This window comes from Enteroscipio rubneri, assembly GCF_002899715.1.
Lineage (GTDB): Bacteria > Actinomycetota > Coriobacteriia > Coriobacteriales > Eggerthellaceae > Enteroscipio > Enteroscipio rubneri.
This window is the reverse complement of the sequence record NZ_PPEK01000022.1, coordinates 1-25,291: the sequence shown is the minus strand read 5'-3', so window position 1 is coordinate 25,291 and position 25,291 is coordinate 1. Positions and strand designations below refer to the sequence as shown.

Sequence of the window (25,291 nt, the reverse complement as noted above, 5' to 3'; positions counted from 1 at the left end):
TCCATCGGAGTAATCCTTGCCTTGTCATTGTAGCAAACCTGCAGCCCCTTACTTCCATGCTGCGCCGCTCACAGCCTGCGCACTGCTTGCCGCCTCGCTCCTGCTCGCCTGCCCTCTCCTCGCCGCAACAGCCGCTGAACCCGACGGCTCGACGGGCGAATCTTACGGCACCGGTCCGCAGATCACCGACGATGGCAGGCTGCTCGCATGGCTATACCTGCCAGAGCTGCCGAATCGCCCCGAGCTGGAGACGCTCCGCGTCGAGCGCGCCTGGGCTGACAATCCCCATGCCTGGGAGCCGCTCTACACGTTCGTTTGGAATGAGGGTTGGGCCGAGTTCGCAGCGCTGGAGGATCCATTCCAAACCATCCGCTACTATAATTACGACACAGGAGAAGACGTCCCCTTTGTCGATTACTTCGAAACCGAGTGCTCCGGCCGCTCGTTCTATCTGCGAGCCTACGCCGACATCGTCGCCGACGGCAAGACAGCGACGCGCTCGTTCGCACCCGTGTTTTTCGTCGTGCCCGACGATGGAAAACCTGATGGACCTCCTTCCGATGCCGGGGACGGCGGAGGCAGCGGCGGCGACAAGGGCGGCATCGGTCAGGGCGAACACGAACGCCCCGTCATCGAGACGCCGAGCTTCCTTCCCTCCGAGCGATACGGCGAGAATGCGGGCGCACATGCAGGCGAAGAAGCAGCGACGGAAGCATCAGCAGAACCCGACGCGTCGAGCGAACGTTCGGAATCCAACGGATCGTCGAACAGGGGATCGGAGGGCGCTTCGGATGCTGATGACGCACAGGAAGACGCTTCGTCGGCAATCTTGAGCGCACGGCCGTTGGAAGGCAATGCTGCGCAGCCTACCGAGGCGGGCGACAGGCAAAGCACGCCATCAGAGCGCGAAGCAGCCTCTCGCCTCCCCGGAGCCCTCGTCGCGCTCGCAGTCGCCATGGCGCTCGTCTGCCTCGCGGGGATCATTCTGCGGAAAGATGCTCGAAGGGGTTAAGAAGGCGAGCAGCTCGCGTCGACGAAGTATGCGTAGTACGCCTCGGTCAGCCGCTTGCGTTCCTTTACGCGGATCGGCACGCGCGACCCATCGTGCAGGATGAAGTCGCCCTGCACGTCGGCTACCTGGTCCATGTTCACAAGGTAGCTGCGATGGCAGCGCAGAAACCGCGGATCATCCAAAGCCGCCTCCACGTCGTCGAGCTTGCTGTAGCCCTTGTGCGTCGCGCCGTCAGCCGTATGCAGGATGACAGCATGATTGCGACTTTCGACGTAGAGGATGTCGCGGTGATCGAAGTACCGCCAGGCCGACCCCGCACGGAAGGCGAGGCGCGGAGGCGACTGCTTTTCGAAGAGTTCGTCAAGCAGTTTGGAGAGCCGCGCCTCGTCGAGCGGCTTCACGAGATAGCCTGCGGCGCGCACCTCGTAGCCGTCGAGGGCGTATTCGGGCGTCACCGTGAGAAACACGAGGGGGACCCGCTTATCGACGGCGCGCACCCTCCGTGCGGCATCGATGCCCGACATGCCGCCGAGCAGGATATCGAGGAACAACGCATCGAACCGCTCGACGCCCTCCTCCATATCCTCGACGAGTCGTTCTGCGGCGTCGTACTCGAAAAACGACACGAGGAGGCCACGACGCTCCGCCCAGCGCATGACCGCATCGCGAAGCAGGGTCCGATCCCGGGCATCGTCCTCACATAGCGCAAGCTTCATCGACCTCGCGCTCCTCTCTCCTCCAACCTCGACCCCACGCGCAGCGCGTTCGGCGGCCCCTCGTCCGACCATGCACGCGTAACTGCGAAACAGCTTTTCAGTGTAGCGAAGCCCCGGCTTCGGAGCAGGCACGGTGCGAATTCGGCACTCAGGGGAGCGAATTCGGCGACAACGGGATCGGGCCCGTCGCTCGATGCGGCGGGCCCGTTCGAAATGCGATGGGTTTCCCGACTAGCCGCGTATCTTCCTGCGCAGGGCGAGTGCCGCAGCGCCGGCGCCCGTCAGCAGCACAGCCGAGGTGCCCGCTGCCGTTCCAGCGCCCTGGCCGGTCTTGGGAGATTTGACGCCGGCGCCGTCGGCGGATCCGGCCTCGGCCGACGGTGCCGAACCTGCATCGACCTTCGAAGGAACGAATGTCATGATGAGATCGGCCCCGTAGGTGTTGCCGCCCGTCTGATCGCCCAGGTTGAATATCTCGGACGTGAAGTCGAAGGCCTCAACGCCGGCAGGCTTCGTCACTTCGAACGTTTTGGCAACGCCTGCGCTGCCCGTATTCGGCCTCACGTGCACCTCGAGCGTGTTGCAGTCGGCGTACGCACCTGAAAGCACAACGAGGAATTCCATCTTCTTAGTCGCCTCCTGGGCGATCACCTGGTACGAAGGCATACCCTTCAAAGCCTCATCGTATTCGTCAGCCACTTCGGTGGTGCTAATGATGGTGAAGCTCGAAGCCGTCGTCTCGCCGAAGAGCGAGCACGAGCCGTCGCTGTTATCGGCGTTGGCGGGGCGCGAACCGATCGATCGATCCTGCGCATCCGCCAAAGGCGCAGCACCCCCGTCGGCCGTCTCGGTCGGCCCCTCGGCCTCTTCCTCCGCCCATGCGAGCACGGGCAGGGCAGCTGTCAGCATCGCGGCGCACAAAAGCGCTGTCAGTCTCTTCTTCACCGTAAAACCCTCTCTCGTCGTCGCGCTTTCGCAGAAAAGCGCTCGGCAAACCACAGCCTCCTCATACTACTGCACCCCTCCGCGCCATTCGACCCGTCGGGCGAAAGCAGCCTTGCTCTTCGCGAATTCGGACGGGACTTTGACGTTGCGCCGTGCGCAACCGGCCTGCCGACCGCCCGGCATCATGTCGTGGGTTGGTCGTCCACCAGCACGCCGGTGACCAGGTAGCGCACCGGATCGTCGGCATAGGCCGATCGACAGGTGCTCAACTGTACGATCCGGCTGTCGGCGTCGAGCACGACACCTTCGCGCACGTTCGCCTGCGGGTCCTCGGGCGCCAGCACGGAGGCGAAGTAGCCCTCGCGCACTGCAGCGTCGGCGAAGCCGAACGAATACAGGATATGGCGGTCGTCGTAGTTGAAAGCCGCCACTACGCGGTAGGTCAGGATATGTCCCGGCACGTAGACGTAGAACAGTTCGTTCTCGGCGAAAAACGCAGGATCGCTGAAATCATGGAGCGTGGCGAACATGGCGCCGTTTGCCATGTTGTGTCCGTATAGGACCGTGACCGGGTCGGAAAAGTCCGCCGTGTTCGCCGCTTGGGAGAACACGGTGCCTGTGGCATCATAGGCACCGTGTCGATCGTGATCGAGATAGAAAAGATCGTCGCCCTCGCGGCGGGCCACCGGCAGATTGACGTTCGTGTTCGGCACGTAGACCCATGCATACAGGTCGGGGTTCTCCTGCCGAAGCTCCTCGAAATCGATCGGATTCAAGGGAAGGGAGTCTTCCTCGGGTTCATAGAGCGGCTCGGCGGCCGGTAGGGGCGCCTCTTTCGCTTCGCGCAGCGCCGCAGCTGCGCTCTGCTGCTGCCAGACCAGGAAGCCAACGGCACCCGCCGCCCCTAGTGCGAGCACGACGACGAGAACCACGAGAACAACGACCGTCGCGCGGTTGCGCGCCTTACCCGAAGCCATGAAGCCCCTTCCGTCGGAATCGAAACGAACTCCTATCCTAGCCCCGGCGCTGCGCTTCCGACAATCCCCCCGGCGAAACCGGCAGTTCGGAGCGCGAAAGGGGGAATCCTGAGCCCCCCCCCGTCCAACAATCGGGCGGGAGATCAAACGGGAGATCCGCCCCGTGCTGACGCACCGTCCTCCCACACCGAAAACGAGGCGCCCCCGAAGGAGCGCCTCGTTCAAGCTTGAAACCGATACGCGACCGCGATCTACTTGTCGCGCGCGCCATCCATCTGCTCGGCAAGCGCCGCCTGGCCGGCCGCGAGCCGTGCGAGCGGCACGCGGTACGGGGAACAGCTCACGTAGTCGAGCCCGATGGCGTGGAAGGTCTTCACGGAATCGGGATCGCCGCCGTGTTCGCCGCACACGCCGCACACGAGTTCGGGATTGCCCTCGCGACCCAGCTCAACACCCATCTTCACCAGTTTGGCAACACCCGGATCGATGGTGGCGAAGGGGTTGTAGGGCAGCAGGCGCTGCTCGAGGTACTGCGGTACGAATTCAGCCTCCACATCGTCGCGGCTGAAGCCGAACGTCGTCTGCGTGAGGTCGTTCGTGCCGAAGCTGAAGAAGTCGGCCTGGGCGGCTATTTCATCGGCAGTGACGGCAGCGCGCGGCAGCTCGATCATGGTGCCCACAGGGATGTCCAGCTCGACGCCCTGTTCAGCGGCCACCTCGGCAATGGTCTGCTCGGCCACGCCGCGCAGCTTCTCGAGCTCGGGCACCACGGACACGAGCGGGATCATGATCTCAGGTCGCGGATCGAGGCCCTGCTTCTTCAGTTCAGCCGCCGCAGTGGCGATGGCGCGCACCTGCATGATCGGCAGGATGGGGTATACGATGCCCAGACGGCAGCCTCGCAGGCCGAGCATCGGGTTCGCTTCGCTCATCGCGTCGATCTGCTCCATGAGTCGGCGCTTTTCGGCGATGGCCGCAGCGTCTCCGCCCATGGCTTCAAGCTTCGCAATCTCCACATCAAGCGCGCGCGGGCTTTCCAGGAACTCGTGCAGAGGCGGATCGAGAAGCCGCACGATGACCGGCAGCCCGTCCATGGCCTTGAACATGCCGAGGAAATCGCCTGTCTGGGCCTCCAGCAGCTCGTTCACAGCCTTGTCTCGCACGGCGGGGTCTTCGTTCAGAATGAACGTCTGAATGATCTGCTTGCGATCGCCCAAGAACATATGCTCGGTACGGCACAAACCGATGCCCTCGGCGCCGAAGTTGCGGGAGAGTTCCGCGTCCTCAGGGTTGTCGGCATTGGCGCGCACGCCGAGCGTGCGGAATTCGTCGGCCCACTCGAGGATGGTGTCCAGGTCGCCCGTGAGCTCGGGGAGCACGAGTTCGACCGCACCCAGCACCACCGAACCGGTCGTGCCGTCGATGGAGATCATGTCGCCTTCCTTGATGACGACGTCGGTGCCCGTAACGACGGCCTGCTTCTTCTCGGCGTCGATCTTGAGCGCCTCTACGCCGCAGACGCACGGCGCGCCCATGCCGCGCGCGATAACGGCGGCATGCGAGGTCTTCCCGCCGTGCGACGTGAGGATGCCTTCGGCTGCGATCATGCCGGCAAGGTCGTCGGGGTTGGTCTCCCAGCGCACGAGCACGCACTTGCGACCTGCTTCCGCACACGCAACGGCATCGGCGGCCGAGAACACGGCTTCGCCCACGGCGGCGCCGGGGCTGGCGTTCAGGCCTTTGGCCACCACATCGTAGGAGGCGTTCTTGTCGAACTGCGGATGCAGCAGCTGGTCGAGCTGCTCGGGGTCGACGCGCATGACGGCCTCCTCCTTCGAGATGAGGCCCTCCTTCTCCATCTCGATGGCGATGTGCAGCGCGGCTGCGGCGGTGCGCTTGCCCACGCGGGTCTGCAGCATCCAGAGCTTCCCCTGTTCGATGGTAAACTCGATGTCGCACATGTCGCGGAAGTGGTTTTCCAGCGTCACGAACACTTTTTCAAGCTCGCGGCCCGCGTCCTCCAGACCGTCGACGTGCTTGAGGTCGGCGATGGGGCTCGTGTTGCGGATGCCGGCCACGACGTCCTCGCCCTGGGCGTTCACTAGGTAGTCGCCGTAGAACTCCTTCTCGCCGTTGGCGGGGTTGCGCGTGAACGCGACGCCGGTGGCCGACGTGTTGCCCTTGTTGCCGAACACCATGGACTGCACGTTCACGGCGGTGCCCAGGTCGTCGGCGATCTTGTTCTGCTTGCGGTAAAGGACCGCGCGCGGGTTGTTCCAGCTGCCGAACACGGCTTCGATGGCCAACTGCAGCTGCACGCTGGGATCCTGCGGGAACTGCACGGAGCCGCCCACCACGAGCGTCGGATACGCTGCGGCATCCACGTTCTCGGAGAAGATCTGCTTAAACTCGGCCACGAGCTCCTTGAGGTCGTCGGCCGAGAGGTCGGTGTCGGACGCGACGCCGCGAGCGTGCTTCATAGCCGTGATGGCGTTCTCGAACAGGTCGCCGTCCAGGCCCATGACCACGTTGGAGAACATCTGGATGAAGCGGCGGTAGGAGTCCCACGCAAAGCGTGGGTTCTCGGTCTGGGCGATGAGGCCGTTGATGGACTCGTCGTTCAGGCCGAGGTTGAGAACGGTGTCCATCATGCCCGGCATGGACATGGGGGCGCCGGAGCGCACGGATACGAGCAGCGGGTCGGCTGCATCGCCGATCTTCTTACCCATGCGGGCTTCGAGGTCCTCACGATAGGCCTGGATGGTGTCGAGCGCGCCCTCGGGCCAGGTGTTGTCGGCGTTGGCGTATTCCATGCACGTCTGGCACGTGATGGTGAATCCCGGAGGCACGGGCAGCCCGATGTTGGCCATCTCGGCGAGGTTCGCCCCCTTGCCGCCCAGCTGGGCCTTCATGTGCGTGTTACCCTCGGTTACGTTGTTGCCCTGTGCGTCCTTGCCGAACGCATAGACTCGTTTGACTTCTTCGGCCACCTTTTTCTCCTTTAACCGACGTATCTAACGTTTCAAACCCAAGTCACAGGCCTAGCCCATCATATCAGCAGATGGGGGATGCGCCCGCTCATAGTAACGCAAAATTTCCTGCGCTGTTTCCTCAACGGCACGATTTTCGGTGTGGATCACGATACAGCCGAGTTTGCGCATCAGCGCACGAGCCTGCTCGAGATCTTGGTACACATATTCGGGATCGGCATAGCTCGACGCGACGACGCCGGCGTTGCCCAAACGGCGCTTTCGGATGCCTACGAGCACATCGGCCGTGGTCATGAGCCCAAACAGCCGCGTAGGCTCAACCTGCTCGAGTTCGACCGGCGGCTCGGTATGGGGATCGAGCGGAATATTAGCCACCTTGTAGCCCTGCTGGGACAAGTAGATCGAGGTAGGCGTCTTAGAGGAGCGCGACACGCCAAGAAGGACGATATCGGCGCGCGAGAGCTCCTGGGGATTGCGTCCATCGTCGTGAGCGATGGTGAACTCGATGGCCTCGATACGTCGAAAATAGTACTGGTCTGCTACATGCAGTCCGCCCGGCTTCGTGGAAGGCGTGAGCCCGGTCATGCCCGCAATGGCGCCGATAGCTTCGGTCATGAGGTCGACGGCCACTATGTCCTCGCGCGAAGCGGCGTAGTTCTCAAGGCTGCGCGAGAGAGACGCATCTACGAGCGTATAGAACACGAGCATGCGCCCATCCCCCGTGAGTTTGCGGTGGAAAGCGCTGTGCACATCGATGAACTCTTTGATCTCGGCGAACGTGCGAACCTTCGGCAGAACCTCAATACAAGGGTTCGTGACGCCGAACTGGGCGGCAGCCGCACGGGCCACCGCCTGGGCCGTGAGGCCCACCGAGTCGCTGACAACATGGATGGTAGGCAGCGACGTGAGGTTCTCGCAGATGACGAGATCGTCGAAGTCCATGGATCCCTACTTCTGTCCCTTGGCCATCTTGCCGAAGTCCGCTACGTGGGCGAACGCGGCGACGAAGCGGTTGAGCAGGCGCAGGCGGTTCTCGCGCAGGGCCCGATCCTCGTCCATGATGAGCACGTCCTCGAAGAACGCATCGATGGGCGCGCGCAGGGCGGCGAGGGCAGAGAGGGCAGCCGCGTAGTCGTCGGAGCCGAGGGCCTCCCCCACGCGCGCCGCAGCTTCATCGGCGGCGGCGAGCAGCGCGCGCTCGGCGTCGGCCGCCAGCGTCTCGTCCACCTCGGCGCCCAGGCTCGCGTCGCGCAGGTTGTTGGCGCGGGCGTAGGCCGTGGCCAGGTCGGCGAACGTGTCGGGGTCATCCACGCGCGCGGCCTCGAGGGCGCGAGTGCGGGCGATGATCTGCGCCGGCTCCTCTACACCCGTGGCCAGCACGGCCTCCACGGCGTCGGGGGCGCAGCCGCCGTCGCGCAGCATGACCTTCGTGCGCGTCACGAAGAAGTCGGCCACTTCGGCGCGGACCGCGTCCCGATCGTAGTCGATCCCGGCATTCTCGTAGGTGCCGAGCGCCGCGTCGATCGCGGCGGACAGCGACACGGGCAGGCCCGCTTCCAGCATAGCCACGATGCCGATGGCGCTGCGGCGCAGCGCGAACGGGTCAGACGAGCCGGTGGGAGCCTGGCCCGCGGCGAACAGGCCGCAGACGGTATCCAGCTTGTCGGCCATGGCCACGATCCGCCCCACGTCGGACGCAGGCGGCTCGTCGCCGGAGAAGCGCGGGCGGTAGTGGTCGGCGATGGCGCGCGCCACCTGGTCGTTCTCGCCGCAAGCAGCGGCGTAGTAGGAACCCATGACGCCCTGGACGCTCGTGAACTCCACGACGGCGTTCGTCACGAGGTCGGCCTTGGCCAGGTACGCGGCGCGCTCGGCGTCGGCGGCGTCGGCGGCGTCCAGCTGCGCGTCGGCGGCGAGGTGCTTCGCCAGCGCCACGATGCGGTCAGCCTTCGCCTTCATCGTGCCGAGGGTCTCCTGGAACACCACCTCGTCCAAACGGTCGACGTACGCCTCCAGCGGGTGCTTGAGATCCTCCTCGTAGAAGAACTTCGCGTCGGACAGGCGGGCGCGCACCACGCGCTCGTTGCCGTCGATGATGGTGTCGGCATGCGCCGGGTCGCCGTTGGTCACGACGATGAAGTTGTTGGTGAGCTTGCCGTCCGCGTCGTACAGCGGGAAGTAGCGCTGGTGCATGAGCATGGCGTCGACGATGATCTCCTCGGGGACGCGCAGGAACTCCTCGTCGAAGGAGCCCACGAGCACGGTGGGCTGCTCGCAGAGGTTCACGACCTCCAGCAGCGTCTTCTCGGGAAGCTCGGCGCGCGCACCCGTACGCCGCTCGGCCTCGGCCACGCCGGCGCGGATGACGGCCTCGCGAGCCTGTTCGCTCGTGACCACGTGCGCGGCCTCGACGACGCCCAGCAAATCGGCGGCCGTGGGCACCTCATGGGGGCCAGGCGCCAGGAAACGATGGCCGCGCGTGAGGTTGCCGGCCTCGAGGCCCGCGAACCGCACGGGGATCACGCGCTCGTCCAGCAGCGCCACGAGCCAGCGCACTGGGCGCGAGAAGTACTCGCTCGTGGTGCCCCAGCGGCACGACTTTGGCCACGAGATGCCGGCGATCACGCCTTCCAGCACGCCGGGCAAGAGCTCGGCCACGTCGCGCGCGGCGATGCTGCGGGTGGCGAACACGTACTCCACACCACCTTCCTCGCGGCGCTCGAGTGCGCCGACTTCGACGCCCTTGCCGCGCGCGAAGCCCGTGGCGGCCTTCGTCGGGTTGCCGTCGGCGTCGAACGCGATCTTGGAGGAGGGGCCTCTGAAGACCTCTTCGAGGGCAGCGGTCTCATCGGCCACATCGGACACGATCATGATGAGGCGCCGCGGCGTGGTGTAGACGGCCACGTCTCCGTGCGGGATGCGCACCCGATCGAGCGCTTCGGGCACGAGTTTCTCCAGCTGCTGGGTTGCGCGATGCAGGTCGAACGCCGGAATCTCCTCGGTGCCGATCTCGAATGCGAGCGTATGCAGGTTACTCACAGCCGGCCTCCTTCCCCGCCTTGGGCTTGGATGCCGAGGCACCATCTTCGGCGGCCTCGTCTTCCTCGGCGGGCTTGATGCCCACCACGTGCTCCATGTACGACGCGCACACCGCCTTGGCGATGGTGCGCACGCGTAGGATGTAGGCCATGCGCTCGGTGACGGATATCACGCCGCGCGCGTCGAGCAGGTTGAAGGCGTGGCAGCACTTGAGCACGCTGTCGTAGGCAGGCAGCGGCAACCCCGCCTCCAGCGTGCGCAGGCACTCGGCCTCGCGATCGTTGAACTCCTGGAACAGAAAGTCCGTGTCGGCCACCTCGAAGTTGTAGCGCGAGTACTGGCGCTCGTTCTCGAGGTACACGTCGCCGTAGGTGAAGTCCACGCCGTCGGCGCCGCGGCTCCACACGATGTCGAACATTGAGTCCACGCCCTGCACGAACATGGTGAGGCGCTCGAGACCGTAGGCGATCTCCACGGGCACGGGGTTGCACTCGAAGCCGCCCACCTGCTGGAAGTAGGTGAACTGCGTCACCTCCATGCCGTCGATCCACACTTCCCAGCCCAGACCCCACGCGCCGAGCGTCGGGCTCTCCCAGTCGTCCTCGACGAAGCGCACGTCGTGCGCGTCCACGTCGATGCCGATGGCGCGCAGGCTTCCCAGGTACAGATCCTGGATGTTGTCGGGCGAGGGCTTCATGAGCACCTGGAACTGGAAGTAGTGCTGGGTGCGGTTCGGGTTCTCGCCGTAACGACCGTCCGTCGGACGGCGGCTGCCCTGCACGTAGCAGGTGCGCCACGTATCGGGGCCCAAGGAGCGCAGCGTGGTGGCCGGGGCGTTCGTGCCGGCGCCCACCTCGTTATCGTAGGGCTGCAGGACGACGCAGCCCTGGTCGCCCCAATAGCGCTGTAGATTCATGATGACGTCCTGGAACGTCGGCGGCGTCCCCTCGGACCGCCCAGTCGTCACCGGGGAGATTTCGGTTGGCATGGCTCTCCTTGTCTTTCAGATCGTTGTGTTCCCGATCGCCCTCGCTCGGTCCCCCGCGTCAGTCCAGCAGACCGAAATCGCTCACGGGCCAGTACACGAGCGCGCCGCGACCCGTCACCGACGAAACGGGAACGGCGCCGAAGTAGCGCGAGTCCTGTGAGTTCGTGCGGTTGTCCCCCATCACCCAGATGGAGCCTTCGGGCACCGTATAGGGAAACGACACGCCCCCCGAAAGGGTAAAAGATGGCGCACCATCGGTATAGGGTTCCGAGAGCGCCACCCCGTCCACGCGCACGAGACCGTCTTCGTCGCCTATGTCCACCGTCTGCCCGCCCACGGCGATGCACCGTTTAATGAGAACGCGGCCCGGTATTTGGGGATCCTGGAAGGTTACGATGTCGCCGGGTTCAGGCTCGCGGAAGTAGTAGCTCACCTTCTCGGCAAAAACCATGTCCCCCGTCATGATGGTGTCCTCCATAGAGCCGGAGGGAATCTCGTAGGTTTGGAATACGAAGGTGCGCAGCAACCACGACAGCCCCAGGATGAAGGCCACCATGAAGAGCAATTTGAAGAACGTACCCAGTATGCCCGAACGATGGGAAACGGCGTGCTGACCGGAATCCATGAAGTCTGTCCATCCTCCTCTGCACGGGCTCACCGAAGTCGCCCGAATAAAGTCGCGAGGGTATATGATAGCGCTTCGGAACGAACGGCTCGCTTCGCTCGACAAACTTTGCAGAAATTTCCCGATCATCGGGGGAAAGTCAGGGGCCCGAGGTCGCCTCGAAAGCCGCGCGGCGGAGAGGCCAGATCGCGACAGGCTGCGGGTTTCCATGGGCGTCATCCTTTCGAGGCCTGCGCGGAAATTGCGCCTGTACGGCCTGCTCGCCGAGACTGACTTCGGCTTCGCAGCAAGTTTTCATCGTTTCGCCCGGTCACGTAACGTCGATATGGCTTCTATTCGAGTAGTCGGGGATACAGCCCGCGCAAACGCAAGTCTCGTGCAAGCCGCACGACCCGTGAGTCATTCGCCCGCTTCGGCCTCCGGCCCGGAGAGGAGCTTCCAGTCCGTCGCCGAAAGCTCGACGCTCTCCAGCAAGTCGGGGCGCAGGCGCGCTGTGCGCTCGAGGCTCTGCTCGCGCCGCCAGCGCGCGACGGCTGCATGGTCCCCCGACAGAAGCACCGGCGGCACCTCCATGCCGCGAAACACGGCCGGGCGCGTGTAGTGGGGGTATTCCAGCAGGCCGTCGGCGAAGCTCTCGTCGAGCGCTCCCGTCTCCGCGCCGAGCACGCCGGGCAGCTTGCGCACCACCGCATCGATGACCACCATGCTGGCCAGCTCGCCGCTGGTGAGCACGTAGTCGCCGAGCGAGATCACGCGATCGGCCAGCGCATAGGCGCGTTCGTCGATGCCTTCGTAATGCCCGCACACGAACAGCAGCCGCTGTTCGCGCGCCAGCTCACAGGCCAGCGCGTCGTCGAAAGGCTCCCCGTGCGGAGACAGGAATATCGTATGGGGACGGCTGACGGGAAGAAGGCCGGAGGAACACGACGCTCGAGCAGCCCCGAGTTCGCCGGCCTGCGAGCCGGCGCACGAAGAACGGCTACCGTCCTGTTCGGATGCGCCCTTTTCAGCCTGCGGCATACGCGCGAAACGGCAACCGACAACGGCTTCCCAAGCCTCGAAGATGGGTTCGCACTTCATGACGAGGCCGTCTCCGCCGCCGTAAGGATCGTCGTCGGTCGTGCGATGGCGATCGTGCGTCCAGTCGCGCAGATCGTGCGCTTTGAACGAAAGGATGCCCTTCTCCTGGGCGATGCGCATCATGGATGTTCCCATGACGGAGTCGTACATGGAGGGGAACGTCGAAAGCGTTTCGATGACCACAGGAAGTCCTTTCGGCGAAAAGATCCGGAACGGTGGAAACGATGCCGGGAACAGACAGGACGGTCGATGGAGCGCTAGAGATCCAGCAGCCCTTCGGGCAGGGTCATGTCGATCCTGCGCGCCTCCTCATCGATAGAGGCGATGAAAGCCTCGACCATCGGGATGAGAATCGCATGCCCTCCGTCTTGTCGCGCCACGTCGCGCGGCACGACCTCGAGGAGTGTCTGCGCCGGTTTCTCCACCACATCGCTCACGACGCCCACGAACCCGGTGCGCACGTCGCATACCTCCCACCCAGCTAGGCTGTCGCGTTCCGTCGCACGCGCGTCTTCCGGCACGTCGGCGCGACGGACAAGGCACCGGCAGCCGCTCAGCAGCTGTGCCGTAGCTATGTCGTCCACACCTTCGAAGGCGACCACGTAGGCATCGCCCTCCTCGCGCACGCTTTTTACGATGCTCCGGCGCGGCGCTTCATGCCGGGGAGGGACGAACGCAACCTCCATGCCCTCGTGCAGCAAAAAAGGAAGACCCGACGCGCTTCGCGCGACGAGTCCCCCCTGCAACGTTTTCGTCCTAGCCAGATCGGCCACATGCATCCAATCGCGCATCTAGTCGAGAAGCTCCACTTCGACGTGCGTGTTCGTACGCGAAGCAGCTGCACGCGCAAGCGTCCGGATGGCCTTGATGACGCGACCTTGACGACCGATCACTTTGCCCGCATCCTCTTCGTTCACGCGTACCTCGACGAGGATCGATCCGTCCTCCGCATCGCTCGCCACGATCTCGAGATCGTCTTCGAACTCGACGAGCGGCCGAACGATGGCATCGACGAGGCCGGCGATGTCTTCCGTCTGCTCGGCCATGAGCGCATCCCTACGCGTTCTCGCGAGCGCGCTTGATCAGGCTCGCGACCGTGTCGGTCGGCTGGGCGCCGTTCTTGATCCACTGATCGACCTTTTCCATGTCGAACTGAACCATGGCAGGTTCGACGCAGGGATTGTAACGGCCGACTTCCTCGATGAACTTGCCATCGCGCGGAGCGCGCGAATCGGCGACGACGATGCGGTAGTACGGGCGCTTCTTCGCGCCGTGACGGGCCAGGCGAATTTTGACTGCCATGAAGATGAACTCCTTTTGCTTCTTACGTTTCTCCGAGCGGGCGCTCTTCCTTTGGGAAGCTCCGCGAAAACAGCAATTGCTTATGATACGGCCTGAACGCCCGTTTGACAAGCTGATTACCGCATTGAATTGTACCCAACGCCGCCCGTACGCGCATCCCCGACCCGGATCGTCCTCGAAAAGCCCACGTTTTCCGCCATGGCCGCGGGCTCTGGGCAGTGGAGAGGGCGGGCTTTCTCTTTCCCGGCGCCCGACCCTCCCCGAAGCTCGTTCGAAGCATGACCTCGCACGGACGGCGGGCGCCCGGCTGCGACGGAGCCGAGCGCCGATAAGACCGTCTCTCACATGCGGCTACTGCAACCCGTCGATGTATTCCTTAACCTGATCGGCGGCAAAGAACCCCGTGAAGTATGAGTAGCCCGAGCAGCCTCCCGAGAAGCCGTGGTTGTAGTTGTCCTTGAAGAATTCGCCGGAATCAAGCCCGCCGGCGTACAAGCCCGGTATAGGTTTGCCCTGCCCGTTCACCACCTGAATCTTCCCGTTGATCTTCACGCCGCAGAGCGTGGAATACCACGACGGTATGAGCCTGAACGCATAGAACGGCGGCTGATCGACCGGGAACAGCGCGGCGGGATCTTTGAAGAACTCAGTATCCTCTCCCGCTTTCGCCATTTTGTTATAAGCGTTCATCGTGGTCGCAAGGCCCTCTGCATCGATGCCTGCAGCGGCGGCCAACTCCTCGATAGTCTCTCCTTTGAACACGGTGCCGTCTGACACGCCCTGCTCGAGCGCCTCGGCCATGTCCGGCACGGGGTCGGACGAACCGAGAACCGTGCGTGCGCTTGTCATCAGCGGTTCGGAGGCCATGCGCTCAACCGCAGCCGAATCGATGACGTTGAAGTAGACGTAGTCGTTCTCTTTGATGCCCACCTTGAACATGACGTCCATGACCGACCACTTCTCATTGCCAAGGCGTTTGCCCACCGCGTTCACCCATACGTACGGCTCGCGCGCAGCCTTGTCGATAGGGGTGTCCCAGGCGACATTCTCTACGCTCGACGCCGAGGGCTGAGCCAGGCTCAAATCGGATTCCACCGCGCCGGCGCCCAGCATCATGCGAATGCCGTCGCCGTCGTGCGCGAGATGCGCATCGTTTTTCCATGCGAGCGTCCCATAACCGGGTATATAGCGCTCGATCATCTCTTGGTTGTTCGAGAATCCGCCCGTGCCCACGAACACGGCTTTCGCTTTCACAAATGCGGACTCGTTGTCGATCTTTGCCAGAGCGCCCGCCACCGCGCCTGCCTCGTCGACTACGAGCGCAGTGGCTGGGGCGGACGTGATGATCTCGACGCCGTACTCCTCGGCCGCAGCCTGCATGACCTCGAAGGCGCCGACGCCTTGCCCCTCGTACATAATGCCGCCGCCGGGAGCATCGAGCGATGGCAGGAGCATCATGGGATAGGCTCCGTGCTCGTAGAGAAAATCGTGCTGGCGGTGGTTGTTCTTCACGTAGTTCGACACAAGCTCGGCATTGGCTTCCCATGAATTATGCATCATGAAGTACGTGTACAGCTCGTCATAGGTACCGGTTGGCTGGCTCATGTTGATCACGTTCGGATCGTCGGCGCACTCCTGCATGATCTTGCAGTCCGAGAACGCCATGGTCACCTCCGTGCCCACCGACGAGCCGCCCGTCACCGAGCTCTTCTCCAACAAAATGGTCGAGAGACCGAGCGAGCCGGCGTGCGCCGCCGACATCATGCCGCAGTTGCCTCCCCCTATGACGAGATAGTCGCACTCGCGTGCGGGTTCGCCCGCCTCCGCAACGGGAACCGTCGCGATAGCCAAATCGGAAGTCTGCGCTGCATTGCCCGCTCGGTCGGTGGAAACCTCCTCCGCACCTGTTGGAGCACACCCTGCGAGCCCCGCAGCGGCGGCCGCCGTCGCAACGCCCGTAAACGCGGCCCCGGTCAAAAACGTCCTGCGCGTCAGACCCTTCTTCTCTTTCGCATACCTGGTCATCGCAATTCCTCCTCCGTTTTGCATACGATCCCCGAGCTGCGCCCGGGATATCCCATGGGCCCTATGGTTGTGCAAACGGAAGCGGGACACCATCCGCTAAATGGATGATCGGCATCACATGAAATCGCTGATATTGGCGTCTAACCAGGTGCGGGCGCTATCCGATACGGCTGCCAGACGATCGAGGCGAGGCAAGCCGCGCCTCGACAAGGTCGAGGAACTCCTGGCGCGAGTGGACGTCGAGCTTCCGGTAGATATGGCGGGCATGGGTCTGGGCGGTGCCCGACGATATGTAGAGCTCGTTTTGGACGAACGGGAGACTGCGCCCCTTCGCCAAAAGCTCGGCAACCTCGGTTTCGCGTGGGGACAGCCCGAAGTCCCGCGCGATGCCCCCCACCGCCTCCGCGATAACATCGTCGTGCGACGAAGCGATCGTATCGGTGCCCTCGCGCGCTTCCCCGACGTTTTCGTTGCGCAGCAGCTGCCCGATGCCCTTTCCGTTGAGCACGAAGATAGCGGTGAGCATGAGTACGAAAACGGCCACCAGCGATACCGCCGTCAACTCGATGCGGCCCACCTTGATGGACTCGGCCACCCAAAGGTTGAGCTGGCCGCTCACGACCACGGACAATGCGAAAGCTCCGTCGAGCACGGCCACTGCTCGAACAGGCCGATACCCGAATCTGAACGACAACATGAAGCAGACAATCCAGCTGATGGCGCGGAAACACCAGAAGCCCGCACCGAAAATGCCGTAGGATACGGCAAGCGCCTGCCCGCCGAGAAAGGGAGCAAGCAGAAACGCAACCGCCATGATCACCAGAACCGTGCGCACGAGCGGGGGCGTGATCACGGTACGGGTTCTGCCACCCGGCAAGAGAAACCATGCAGTAAGCAGAAGGAGCCCCACAAGGCCGCCTGCCAAATACAGGGTTCCCATCGTATCGACGCCTCCGCCCATGATTTGTATCGAGAGCACGCGCAGCATCTCGCCGCACAGAGCGAACACGAACGTCGCTACGACGGCAAGCGCAAGGTCGCCGGGCAAGCCCGACGGAACCGCTGCCTCGGCTGCCTCTGCGCCTACATCGTGCCCGCTGCGACAAGCGGCCATTGCCAAACCCGAAAACAGAGGGAGGAGCACCGTCATCGACGTAGCAACGAGAGGCGGAAAGAGCGAAACGAGAAAGTACAATGACAGTCCGATGGAAAACGACAGCAGCGAGAGCGAGGCGACGGCATGTCCCGCTCCGGCGGCATAGAGCTCTGCCCATTGCAGTACGTGCCACGCGCTGCTGAATCCGATGAAAACAGCTGCGACCACGACAATCGTCCCGCACGCCGGACTCGACGGATCCAGAAGAAGCAGCGCCGCCGGGATCGCCGCCGACCCGAGCGCGCTGCCCACCGCGCCTCCGGCGCAGAATATGCGATTCGAGAAGAGGCTCTTCAACCGATCCGCAAGCATGGCGCACGCAAACAGGCCGATCATGTGCGACCAGGTGGCCCAGAGCCATATCTGCTCGACGAGCCCATCGGCACCGGACGGCAAGGGGGCGAGCGCATCGCTGTAAAAAACGACGGTCACCCACGCCCAATACAGTCCCAGACCCAAATACGAGCCGTGCTGTCGTATATCCGCCGCACCCGACGATCCCATAACCGCTCCGCTTCTCGACGAAAGGCGCGTGCCACGTGGTCGGGCGCACCCTCGATCCGGAAGAATATTCTAACAGGAAACAGAAAAGACGAGCGTGCGTAGCCCGTAGAGGGAAGCCGTTTCGAAGCAGAGGATGGCCGCACGCGAGCAAAGCAAGCGACAGGACAACCCCGCCTTATGGGATTGACGCGGTAGCAGCCGCTGCGGGTCCTTCTTGACCGGCGGCTTTCCCTATAGTACGCTCGCACCCGGTTTCAGAACGATGTGCCGTCGAGCAGATTGAAAACGCGCAAGCACGCTTTTCGTCAGGTCGGAAAGCAAGCCCGATGCGTTTGGAACCCAGCCTGAAACGGAATGCGATCGCGCACGCGACGCGAAGACGGGAGACTATCATGCAGAAGTTCATCGCCGAGGACTCATTCTGGGAGTTGTTCCCCCATGCCGCCGTGGGCATCATCGTCATACGCGGCATGAAAGGCGCCGCCGAGGTGTCGGCCGACGATGCCGCCGCCGTCGCAAAGCTTCTGCGCGAGGCGAACGAGCGAGCCAATTCCTATCTGACAAGCACTACCATCTCGGAGAACGAAGTAGTGCGCGTATGGCGCGAGGCCTACCAGAAGTTCAAGACGAAGAAGGGCGCGCGCTGTTCCATCGAAAACCTGCTCAAACGCGTGCTCAAAGACAATCCTGTGCGATCCATCACACCGTCGGTGGATATATATAATGCCATCTCGCTTAAATATGCGTTGCCGGTAGGCGGCGAGGACATCGACGCCTTCGCGGGCGATCTCAGGCTCGGCATCACCGAAGGAGGCGATGCGTTCAGGGCTCTCGGCGAGGACAAGGACGATCCGACCCTGCCCGGCGAGCTGTGCTATCGCGACGATGAGGGAGCGGTGTGTCGCTGCTTCAACTGGCGCGATGGCCAACGCACGGCGCTCAAGGACGATTCGGAGAACGCGTTTCTCATCGTCGAGTGCGTCGATCCCGCGCGCACGTGCGAACTGGACGGCGCCCTCGACGAGTTCGCGGATCTCATGAAGCGCTACCTGGGCGCTGAGGTGATCGCACGCGCGGTGGTCGACCGTGCGCATCCAGAACTCGTCATCGCGGAATAGCACCGCTCCTACCGCTCTACGGATACCGTATTAGAATCGCAAGCATGGTCGCTCGAAAGGCGCGCTGTCCCGCCTCAAAGCATGTGTTTCGGTCTACGATTTCGCGCCGTCCGACCGGACGGCTCCGACTAGCCTCAGCAGGAGCGCTGGGCGTTCAACGTATTCTTGTAGTAGATGTACATGTCCTCGTAGGCGCCCATGAAGTTCACGAAGCCACCGGGAATGGTGCCGACGCGCGTAAAGCCCATGTCCTCGTATAGATGAACAGCGCCTTCGTTGCTGGCCACGACGGCATTGAACTGCAGACCGCGAAAGCCCTTGCGCGCCGCCTGCTCGAGCGAGTCCTCCACAAGCGCGCGCCCGAGACCCAGGCCCCGCGCGCTCGACGCCACGGCGTAGCTTGCGTTGGCCACATGCGCGCAGCGGCCCACGTTGTTCGGATGCAGGATGTAGAGACCAAAGAGGCGCCCGTCCAGATCGGCAACCGTGGTGAGGGTCTGTGAGGAGAAGAACGCGCCAGCCGTCTCCATCGTCAGTGGATCGATCTGCGGAAACGCATTGCCTGCCTCCACGACCTCGTTCCACACCCGTATCATGCCCGCAAGATCCTCCTCGCGGTACGGGCGAATTTCAAGCGCCATGCAGCCCTTCCTTTCCTGCCGATCCGGTTCTCTGCGAGCGCCAGTATAGCATCAACGATCGCACTGGGGGTGACATCCTCGTGCGGGCTCGAAAAAGCCCGCACCCGAAGGCATATTCGCCACCGATCTTCTCAACCTGGATGACCGGCAATCATCGTCCTCGAAAACGCCCGTCTACATCGCACGGGCGCCATTCATGCCAAGTTCACGTGCCGCTTGAGACGAACGACGCACGCGACATACGAACACGCCGCCAGCGCAACCATGACAACGTTGCCTATCATGTTCGACGCCGGCCCATACGGGTCGAGCGACCCGATCGGGTAGGCAGGCGCGAGGGCCGAAAGTGCCGAAAACGCGAACACATTGAGCAACGCCATCACCACACCTACAGCCACGGCGATGAGCAGGAATGCTCCGATGCTCGCCGCAACCTTGTGGCGCGCGGCAGCGGAGCCTGCGGCGAGCGCGGCATACGCTGCGATCAACCAGGCGATGATCTGCAAGAACGAATGAGCGAAGGAGAGCCATTCGCTCGGCGTGGGAAGGCTCGGAAGCCCAACCTGGTCGCTTCTGCTCAGAATCTCCGAGAACACGTCCATGGCGAACAGCACCATAGCAACGCAGGCGCCAACCACCAGAAAATCGACGAGCAGCCACAGCGCGGCCGCCAGCACCTTCGATATCACGATCTGGTGAGCGGTAACAGGCAGCGTAAGCGTGAGATAGCCCTCGTCGGTGAACAGGTTGGCGTAGAAGCGATGCACCGCGACGAAAAAGGTGGCCAGCGTGAGCACGAGCAGCAAGAACAGGCAAACCCCGAACGCCATGAACGCGAAACCGGCGAACATGCCGAACAACTTCCCCGCGCTTCCAGACGCCTGGTGCGCGGCCTGCCCCAGGCCGTTGCCCGCAAGCCCGCATACCGCAGCCAGAAGCGCCACGCCCAGCGCCGCCAAATGCAGCGGCGCGAGCACGCGCGTGAGCGCCGCCATATCGTATTTGAACAGCTTCCCTAGCATCGAAACGCCCCCCTGAAGTAGTCGTCCACACTCATGCCGAACGTTTCATGCACATAGGCCACCGGCGCGTGAAGCACCATGGTGCCGTACTGCAGGAAGATAAAATCGTCCAGCACCCTCTCGACGTCGGCCACGAGGTGCGTTGACAGCAGGATGGTGGCCTCGCGACGGTAGGCGCCGATGATGGTGTCCAGAATGTAATCGCGCGTGGCCGGATCGACGCCGCCGATAGGTTCATCCAACAGGTAGAGCATTGCTCGGCGGGCCATCACCAATACCAGTTGCACCTTCTCCTTCGTTCCCTTCGAGAGCGCTCCCATATGAATGTTCGGAGGAACCTGCAAGCGTGCGAGCATATCCTCGGCAAGGGGACGATCGAAGTCGGCGTAGAAGTCCGCGAAGAAATCGAGTATGCGGGCAACCTTGATGCTAGGAGAAAAGTAGGGTCGCTCCGGCAGATAGGACACGAAGGCTTTCGTCTGCGGGCCGGGTTCGCTGCCGGCCACGAGCACCTGGCCTGCCGTGGGAGTGAGCAGACCCGCCGCCAGCTTGATAAGCGTGGTTTTACCGCTGCCATTGGGCCCGAGCAGCCCTACCACGCGCCCGCGCGGTACGGAGAATGACACATTGTCGAGCGCCGTTGCGGCCCCGAACGTCTTCGTGAGCCCCGCGCATCGCAGAACCGGCGATTCGAAGGCGATGGCCGCCCCCTGCCCCGGATACGTCGCTTCCGCCATGATCCGCCCCTTCCCGTCGTCATGCGTTGGAGCCATTATACGCGAAGCCGTGCTCCTGCATCTCGCAAGCTCTACTCCTCCACCAGCTCCCGCACGTCCACGCGCTTCACTTTGCGGGCGCTCACGTAGGCGGCGATCAGGAACAGCGTCGAAAGGCCCAACGTGAGGCCGCCTACCATGAGCGGATTCGTATCGATGGCGAAGCGCGAAACGCCGAAGAGGCCGAACAGCTGCCCCATGAGCCAGCTGCCGCCGAGCGCCGCCAGCGTTGCGCCCGCCGAGCAGCCCGCAAGCGCCACGAGGAAGAAGCGCAGGGCGAACTGGACGCGAAGCGCGCGCGTCGTGAACCCGAGCGCGCGGTACACGCCCAAGTCGTGACGCTCGGCCGTGAACATGCGCCCGATAATGAGCGACACGGCGAGGAACACGAGCGTCGCGGCGACCGTCGCCATGGCGAAGCCCATGATGGTGAACAGCTGCTGGATAAGGCCGATCATGCCCTCGGTATCGCTGAACATGCCGGCAGGCCGCGCATCCACCGCATCGCCGAAGCGCGCCTCGATGGCCGCACGCACCTCGTCGGCCTTCTGCGGATCGGCCAGGACGTACTGCCGCGCCGTCTCGGCGACGTCCGCGCCTTTTCCGGCCAGGTCGCACACCCCGTCGTAGGTGAGGATGGTGCCGTAGCCGGCATTGAACATGGCGGAGAGCAGCCCGCACACCACGAAGCGACGCTCCTCGCCGTCCGCCCCGTCGACAGCCAGCTCGTCTCCAATGTCAAGACCCATCGACTTCGCAAGGTTTCCGCCTATGAGCGCCTCGTTGTCGTGAATCGGCAGGCGCCCTGCCACCACACCCGTCACCAGCGAGAGGTCGCTCAAGCCCGCGAACGAGTGGCTCTCGCCCCCGAAGCTCACCATGGCGAACGACTCCTTCCACGACTTCTCTATGGGGCTGACCTCTTCGATGACCCGCTCCACCTCGTCGAAGCTCGCGTCGGGCGAGACGAGGGTGGCCGACACGTCGCTCGTCCACATGCCGAAAGCCTCCTTCGCCGCATTCGGGCCGCCGAGCGCGCCGCCTATGCCGAACACGAGCACGATGAATGCACACATGACCAGCGCACATCCCGCAAGCCCCACGTAGCGGCGCTTCGCCGATACGATAGCGCGCACGGCCAACCCCAAACCGAGGTGGGAGCCGCCCAACGGGCGGGCAGCCCGACTGCGGAACGTCACGTCGGCCGCGCCGCCCCGGAAAGCGACGAGCGGCGAGATGCGCGAGAGCTTGTGCGTCTTGCATACGACGACGGCCGCGACCAGCGCCAGCAGCGCCGCCAAAAGGAGCAGCGCCGCCGCAGGAGGCGCTGCGTTCGTCGCCAGCACGCCGGTGAATTGCGCGAAGAACGGCAGGACGGGAGGCACGAGCGCCCAGCCCAACCCGAGGCCGGCCGCGAGTCCCAGAAGGCTCACGCCCACGTACTCCACGCCCAGCATGCCGCGCAGCGAGCGGTTCAACAAGCCGAGGGCCTTGAGCGTGCCGTAGTCCGCGTAATCCTCCTCGATGGACGTCGCGATGGCGTGCGTGCAGATGACGAGCGCTATCACGAACAGCAGCAGCGCGAACACGCCCAGGACGGCGCCGCCGATGACCACGACCATCATGGCATAGCCGGCAAGCGTGTCGGCGGCGAACATGCCCGTTGCCGTGTTCGCCCAGGCCACCTCATCCGCGATGAGCCGGGCGAGGTCGGTCGAGGTCGTGCCCGTCGCGCGGGCCTCGTCCGACAAGCGCACGTTGATCTCGGCCATGCGATACGCCGACATCTTCGACGAGGAAGAAAGAACGTCGGCCGGTTCGCCGCCCTGCGCGACGATCGCGTCGACGAGCGAGCCCACCTCGTCGTAGGCTCCCTGCGCCACCACGTAGCGTTTCATCTCCAGAAACGGCGTGCCAAGCTGAGGATCCTCGAAGAATCCCGCGATGGTGAAGCGACGCGCCTCGTCGCCCACCACCACTTCCAGCTCGTCGCCTACCTGAACGCCAGGAGCGACCTTGAGCGACGCCGGCACGTAGACCTCGTCGGGGCCCGGCTCGAAAGCCCCGTCAACGAGACGCGTCCCGTCGTCGGAGAACAGGCGGAAGCCGAGGGCGTCGCCCCAAGCCACAAGCGCGGTGCCCGAGGTGGGGTTCTTGTCCACGGCCTCGCCGCCCGCATCGTAGAACCTCACGGGAACGGAGAGGGCGCCGTTCAACCGCGCCTCGCTTACCTCGGACAGCGCCTCCACCTCGGCGGCCACCTCGTCAGTGAGGTTCGTCGCCATATCGACGGCATATACGTCGCCCGCCCCGATCTCGGCAAGCGCGGCCTCCTCGCGGGCGTTCAAGTCCGCGTATATGCTCACGGTGAAGGTGAGCGCAGCGGCGGTGAGGGCCATGAGCAGGAAGATGCCCGCGAACGAGCCCTTCCCCCGTTTGAGGCCAGCCGCGACGAGCGTTCGCATGAGCGCCATCTCGCACCCCCCTACCAAGCCAGCGACGACAGCCAGGCGTTCACCTGGGCGTCGCGGGCCTTGAGGTAGGCGCCGCCGTCGCCGCCGCGGAAGGCCGGCAGCTCGAGCTCGCCTTTGATCGAGCCGTCCTCCAGGTACAGCACGCGGTTCGCGCGCAGGGCGCACAGCACGTCATGCGTGACCATGCAGATCGACTGGCCGCTGCCGTTCAGCTCGCAAAGCAGCGAGAGCACCTCGAACGTGTTCGCGCGGTTGAGCGCCCCGGTGGGCTCGTCGGCGAACACGATGTCGGGATCGTTCACCACGCTGCGGGCCACGGCGCAGCGCTGCTGCTGGCCGCCGGAGGCCTGGCTGGGAAGATGATGCGCGTCGGCATCGAGCCCCATACGCTCGACGAACGCCTGCGCGACCGCGCGCGTGTCGGCAGCCGAGCGGCCGGCCTTCAGATAGCCGGGCACGGCCACGTTCTCGAACAGCGTGAGGTTCGACACGAGGTGAGCCTGCTGGAACACGAACCCGAAGCGCTGCGCGCGCAGCTCGGCCATGTCGCGCTCGCGCAAGCCGGTGATGGACGAGCCTCGATAGCGCACGTCGCCGGCCGTCGGGGCGTCCATACCGGAAAGGCAGTACAGAAGCGTGGACTTGCCGGAGCCCGACGGCCCCATGATGGCGGTGAAATCGCCTTCGTAGAGCGTCAGGTCGACGTTGCTCAGCACGTGGGTCTGCACCCCGTCGGCCGCGTAGCTCTTGCACAGCCGCTCGGTTTGGATGATGGGATTCTTCATGATGCCCTCTCGTCTCGCCTATTCGTTGGAAGGCATCGTAGCCGCGCGAACATTAAGGCGTCCTTAAGATGCGAGGGGGAATTCGAGGATGGCGGCGAGGCCGGGCTCGGCGTTCTCGAGGCTTAAGCCGCCTCCCATCTGCTCAACCAGGTAGCGCACGATGAACAGCCCGAGGCCCGCGCCCGGCGCATCGCCGGCGTTCGAGCCGCGGTAGAAACGGTCGGCGACGAACGGCAGGTCCTCGGGCGGGATGCCGGGGCCGCGGTCGCGCACGCGCACGCGATAGGCGCGCGCGGCGGTGTCGAGGACGCCCTCCACCTCCACGTCCGCGCCGGGCGCGTACTTGGCGGCGTTCGCCAGCAGGTTCCCGATCGCCTGCTCGAGGCGCCTCGGGTCGCAGCTCGCCTGCGCCTCGTCGAGGCGCCCGAGCGTCACGGTGCCGCCCGCGTCGAAGTCCGCGACCGCCCGGGCCACGACGCAGGCGATGGGCGCTTCCTCGCAGCGCACCTGGATGCGGTCGAGGTCGGCGAGCGCGTGGAGGAACAGGTCGTCGGTGAGCGACGTCACCTCGTCGCACTTGCGCGCGATGGTGCGCGCGTAGCCCTCGCGCTCCTCCTCGTCGCGCGCGAGGCCCAGCTCGAGCGCCTCGGAGTAGGCGCGGATGGACGCGATGGGCGTCTTGATGTCGTGCGACAGCGCGGCGACGGCCGTCTTGCCCTGCTCCACGGCCTCGGCCTCGGCGGCGCGGGCGCGTTTGATCTCCACGCGCATGTTATCGAACGCCCAGGTGAAGCGTCCGAACGGATTGTTGCGCTCGTAGGCGAGCGGGGTGTCGAGGTTGCCCGCAGCCACGTCCTGCGCGAACGCCTCCAGCCGCATGAAGGGGCGCACGACGCCGACGTAGAGGTAGGCGACGACGCCCCATGCGAATGCCGCGCCGAGCGCGGCGAGCGCCCAGATGAGCGTGACGGGGAGGCTGCCGCGAGCATCGGACGCCGCGCGCAGCGCATCCTGCGCGCGCGAGAGCGCGGCGTCGGCGGCCTCCGCGTCCGCGCCTTCGGGCAGCTCGGCGCGGGCCGCGTTCAGCTCCACGGTCTGCGCCGAGCTGCCCGAAGG

22 protein-coding genes are annotated in these 25,291 nt (G+C 64.4%); 2 read left to right on the top strand and 20 right to left on the bottom strand.

Going from position 1 to position 25,291, the window contains the following annotated elements; all coding sequences use genetic code 11:
- The first annotated feature begins 16 nt into the window (after nucleotides 1-16).
- Nucleotides 17-1,012, top strand: a complete 996-nt coding sequence (locus tag C2L71_RS11510; RefSeq protein WP_103265906.1) for a hypothetical protein — start codon at nucleotides 17-19, stop codon at nucleotides 1,010-1,012.
- Here C2L71_RS11510 and C2L71_RS11505 read toward each other — a convergent pair.
- The 14 genes from C2L71_RS11505 to C2L71_RS11440 form a co-directional block, all read right to left on the bottom strand.
- Nucleotides 1,009-1,728 (bottom strand): LytR/AlgR family response regulator transcription factor, encoded by a 720-nt coding sequence (locus C2L71_RS11505; RefSeq protein ID WP_170042503.1) that lies wholly within the window; start codon nucleotides 1,726-1,728, stop codon nucleotides 1,009-1,011. The two genes, C2L71_RS11510 and C2L71_RS11505, sit on opposite strands and share 4 nt — an antisense overlap.
- Nucleotides 1,729-1,959: 231 nt before the next feature.
- Nucleotides 1,960-2,673 carry a hypothetical protein gene (locus tag C2L71_RS11500; protein ID WP_103265913.1) on the bottom strand — a complete coding sequence of 238 codons (714 nt, stop codon included), beginning with the start codon at nucleotides 2,671-2,673 and terminating at the stop codon, nucleotides 1,960-1,962.
- A 182-nt stretch (nucleotides 2,674-2,855) separates the two neighbouring features.
- Nucleotides 2,856-3,650, bottom strand: coding sequence for a class B sortase (locus C2L71_RS11495; RefSeq protein WP_103265904.1), 795 nt, complete (start codon nucleotides 3,648-3,650; stop codon nucleotides 2,856-2,858).
- A gap of 251 nt (nucleotides 3,651-3,901) precedes the next feature.
- A complete protein-coding gene (gene ppdK, locus C2L71_RS11490) occupies nucleotides 3,902-6,640 on the bottom strand; it encodes a pyruvate, phosphate dikinase (protein ID WP_103265903.1) in 2,739 nt (912 codons plus the stop codon).
- Between the two features lie 51 nt (nucleotides 6,641-6,691).
- Nucleotides 6,692-7,582, bottom strand: a complete 891-nt coding sequence (locus tag C2L71_RS11485; RefSeq protein WP_103265902.1) for a pyruvate, water dikinase regulatory protein — start codon at nucleotides 7,580-7,582, stop codon at nucleotides 6,692-6,694.
- A gap of 6 nt (nucleotides 7,583-7,588) precedes the next feature.
- Nucleotides 7,589-9,679 (bottom strand): glycine--tRNA ligase subunit beta, encoded by a 2,091-nt coding sequence (glyS, locus tag C2L71_RS11480; protein WP_103265901.1) that lies wholly within the window; start codon nucleotides 9,677-9,679, stop codon nucleotides 7,589-7,591.
- Complete coding sequence (locus C2L71_RS11475; protein WP_103265900.1) at nucleotides 9,672-10,667, bottom strand: glycine--tRNA ligase subunit alpha; 996 nt, start codon at nucleotides 10,665-10,667, stop codon at nucleotides 9,672-9,674. The genes glyS and C2L71_RS11475 overlap by 8 nt, the downstream gene beginning before the upstream one ends.
- Nucleotides 10,668-10,725: 58 nt before the next feature.
- Nucleotides 10,726-11,292 carry a signal peptidase I gene (gene lepB, locus C2L71_RS11470; RefSeq protein WP_103265899.1) on the bottom strand — a complete coding sequence of 189 codons (567 nt, stop codon included), beginning with the start codon at nucleotides 11,290-11,292 and terminating at the stop codon, nucleotides 10,726-10,728.
- Nucleotides 11,293-11,691: 399 nt separating this feature from the next.
- The gene (trmD, locus tag C2L71_RS11465) at nucleotides 11,692-12,555 is read right to left on the bottom strand and encodes a tRNA (guanosine(37)-N1)-methyltransferase TrmD (RefSeq protein WP_103265898.1); all 864 of its coding nucleotides are present in this window, start codon (nucleotides 12,553-12,555) and stop codon (nucleotides 11,692-11,694) included.
- Nucleotides 12,556-12,629: 74 nt separating this feature from the next.
- Complete coding sequence (locus C2L71_RS11460; RefSeq protein WP_103265897.1) at nucleotides 12,630-13,163, bottom strand: ribosome maturation factor RimM; 534 nt, start codon at nucleotides 13,161-13,163, stop codon at nucleotides 12,630-12,632.
- Nucleotides 13,164-13,418 (bottom strand): KH domain-containing protein, encoded by a 255-nt coding sequence (locus C2L71_RS11455; protein ID WP_103265896.1) that lies wholly within the window; start codon nucleotides 13,416-13,418, stop codon nucleotides 13,164-13,166.
- Between the two features lie 10 nt (nucleotides 13,419-13,428).
- Complete coding sequence (gene rpsP, locus C2L71_RS11450; RefSeq protein WP_103265895.1) at nucleotides 13,429-13,674, bottom strand: 30S ribosomal protein S16; 246 nt, start codon at nucleotides 13,672-13,674, stop codon at nucleotides 13,429-13,431.
- Between the two features lie 351 nt (nucleotides 13,675-14,025).
- Nucleotides 14,026-15,699 (bottom strand): FAD-dependent oxidoreductase, encoded by a 1,674-nt coding sequence (locus C2L71_RS11445; protein WP_157938982.1) that lies wholly within the window; start codon nucleotides 15,697-15,699, stop codon nucleotides 14,026-14,028.
- A 157-nt stretch (nucleotides 15,700-15,856) separates the two neighbouring features.
- On the bottom strand, nucleotides 15,857-17,359 hold the full coding sequence (locus C2L71_RS11440) for a response regulator transcription factor (RefSeq protein ID WP_103265893.1): 1,503 nt from the start codon (nucleotides 17,357-17,359) through the stop codon (nucleotides 15,857-15,859).
- A 392-nt stretch (nucleotides 17,360-17,751) separates the two neighbouring features.
- On the opposite strand from C2L71_RS11440, the gene C2L71_RS11435 reads away from it, so the two are divergent.
- On the top strand, nucleotides 17,752-18,477 hold the full coding sequence (locus C2L71_RS11435; RefSeq protein WP_103265892.1) for a B3/B4 domain-containing protein: 726 nt from the start codon (nucleotides 17,752-17,754) through the stop codon (nucleotides 18,475-18,477).
- 134 nt (nucleotides 18,478-18,611) lie between these two features.
- Here C2L71_RS11435 and C2L71_RS11430 read toward each other — a convergent pair whose 3' ends face one another.
- From C2L71_RS11430 to C2L71_RS11405, 6 genes are all read right to left on the bottom strand, one after another.
- Entirely contained in the window at nucleotides 18,612-19,118 is a 507-nt protein-coding gene (locus C2L71_RS11430) for a GNAT family N-acetyltransferase (RefSeq protein ID WP_103265891.1), read from the bottom strand.
- A 194-nt stretch (nucleotides 19,119-19,312) separates the two neighbouring features.
- The gene (locus tag C2L71_RS11425) at nucleotides 19,313-20,140 is read right to left on the bottom strand and encodes a hypothetical protein (RefSeq protein ID WP_103265890.1); all 828 of its coding nucleotides are present in this window, start codon (nucleotides 20,138-20,140) and stop codon (nucleotides 19,313-19,315) included.
- Nucleotides 20,134-20,877, bottom strand: coding sequence for an ABC transporter ATP-binding protein (locus C2L71_RS11420; RefSeq protein WP_103265889.1), 744 nt, complete (start codon nucleotides 20,875-20,877; stop codon nucleotides 20,134-20,136). Before C2L71_RS11420 ends, C2L71_RS11425 begins: the two co-directional genes overlap by 7 nt.
- A 71-nt stretch (nucleotides 20,878-20,948) precedes the next feature.
- Nucleotides 20,949-23,390, bottom strand: coding sequence for an ABC transporter permease (locus C2L71_RS11415; protein WP_103265888.1), 2,442 nt, complete (start codon nucleotides 23,388-23,390; stop codon nucleotides 20,949-20,951).
- 11 nt (nucleotides 23,391-23,401) lie between these two features.
- Nucleotides 23,402-24,175 (bottom strand): ABC transporter ATP-binding protein, encoded by a 774-nt coding sequence (locus C2L71_RS11410; RefSeq protein ID WP_103265887.1) that lies wholly within the window; start codon nucleotides 24,173-24,175, stop codon nucleotides 23,402-23,404.
- 63 nt (nucleotides 24,176-24,238) lie between these two features.
- Nucleotides 24,239-25,291: HAMP domain-containing sensor histidine kinase (locus tag C2L71_RS11405; protein WP_103265886.1), on the bottom strand; the 1,053-nt coding region annotated here is incomplete at its 5' end.

Coding starts and splice junctions, on each gene's coding strand:
- C2L71_RS11505 (WP_170042503.1), bottom strand. CDS start 1,728: ATGAAGCTTGCGCTATGTGAGGACGATGCCCGGGATCGGACCCTGCTT.
- C2L71_RS11495 (WP_103265904.1), bottom strand. CDS start 3,650: ATGGCTTCGGGTAAGGCGCGCAACCGCGCGACGGTCGTTGTTCTCGTG.
- C2L71_RS11485 (WP_103265902.1), bottom strand. CDS start 7,582: ATGGACTTCGACGATCTCGTCATCTGCGAGAACCTCACGTCGCTGCCT.
- C2L71_RS11475 (WP_103265900.1), bottom strand. CDS start 10,667: ATGCCAACCGAAATCTCCCCGGTGACGACTGGGCGGTCCGAGGGGACG.
- lepB (WP_103265899.1), bottom strand. CDS start 11,292: ATGGATTCCGGTCAGCACGCCGTTTCCCATCGTTCGGGCATACTGGGT.
- C2L71_RS11460 (WP_103265897.1), bottom strand. CDS start 13,163: ATGCGCGATTGGATGCATGTGGCCGATCTGGCTAGGACGAAAACGTTG.
- C2L71_RS11455 (WP_103265896.1), bottom strand. CDS start 13,418: ATGGCCGAGCAGACGGAAGACATCGCCGGCCTCGTCGATGCCATCGTT.
- rpsP (WP_103265895.1), bottom strand. CDS start 13,674: ATGGCAGTCAAAATTCGCCTGGCCCGTCACGGCGCGAAGAAGCGCCCG.
- C2L71_RS11445 (WP_157938982.1), bottom strand. CDS start 15,699: ATGACCAGGTATGCGAAAGAGAAGAAGGGTCTGACGCGCAGGACGTTT.
- C2L71_RS11440 (WP_103265893.1), bottom strand. CDS start 17,359: ATGGGATCGTCGGGTGCGGCGGATATACGACAGCACGGCTCGTATTTG.
- C2L71_RS11435 (WP_103265892.1), top strand. CDS start 17,752: ATGCAGAAGTTCATCGCCGAGGACTCATTCTGGGAGTTGTTCCCCCAT.
- C2L71_RS11430 (WP_103265891.1), bottom strand. CDS start 19,118: ATGGCGCTTGAAATTCGCCCGTACCGCGAGGAGGATCTTGCGGGCATG.
- C2L71_RS11425 (WP_103265890.1), bottom strand. CDS start 20,140: ATGCTAGGGAAGCTGTTCAAATACGATATGGCGGCGCTCACGCGCGTG.
- C2L71_RS11420 (WP_103265889.1), bottom strand. CDS start 20,877: ATGGCGGAAGCGACGTATCCGGGGCAGGGGGCGGCCATCGCCTTCGAA.
- C2L71_RS11415 (WP_103265888.1), bottom strand. CDS start 23,390: ATGGCGCTCATGCGAACGCTCGTCGCGGCTGGCCTCAAACGGGGGAAG.
- C2L71_RS11410 (WP_103265887.1), bottom strand. CDS start 24,175: ATGAAGAATCCCATCATCCAAACCGAGCGGCTGTGCAAGAGCTACGCG.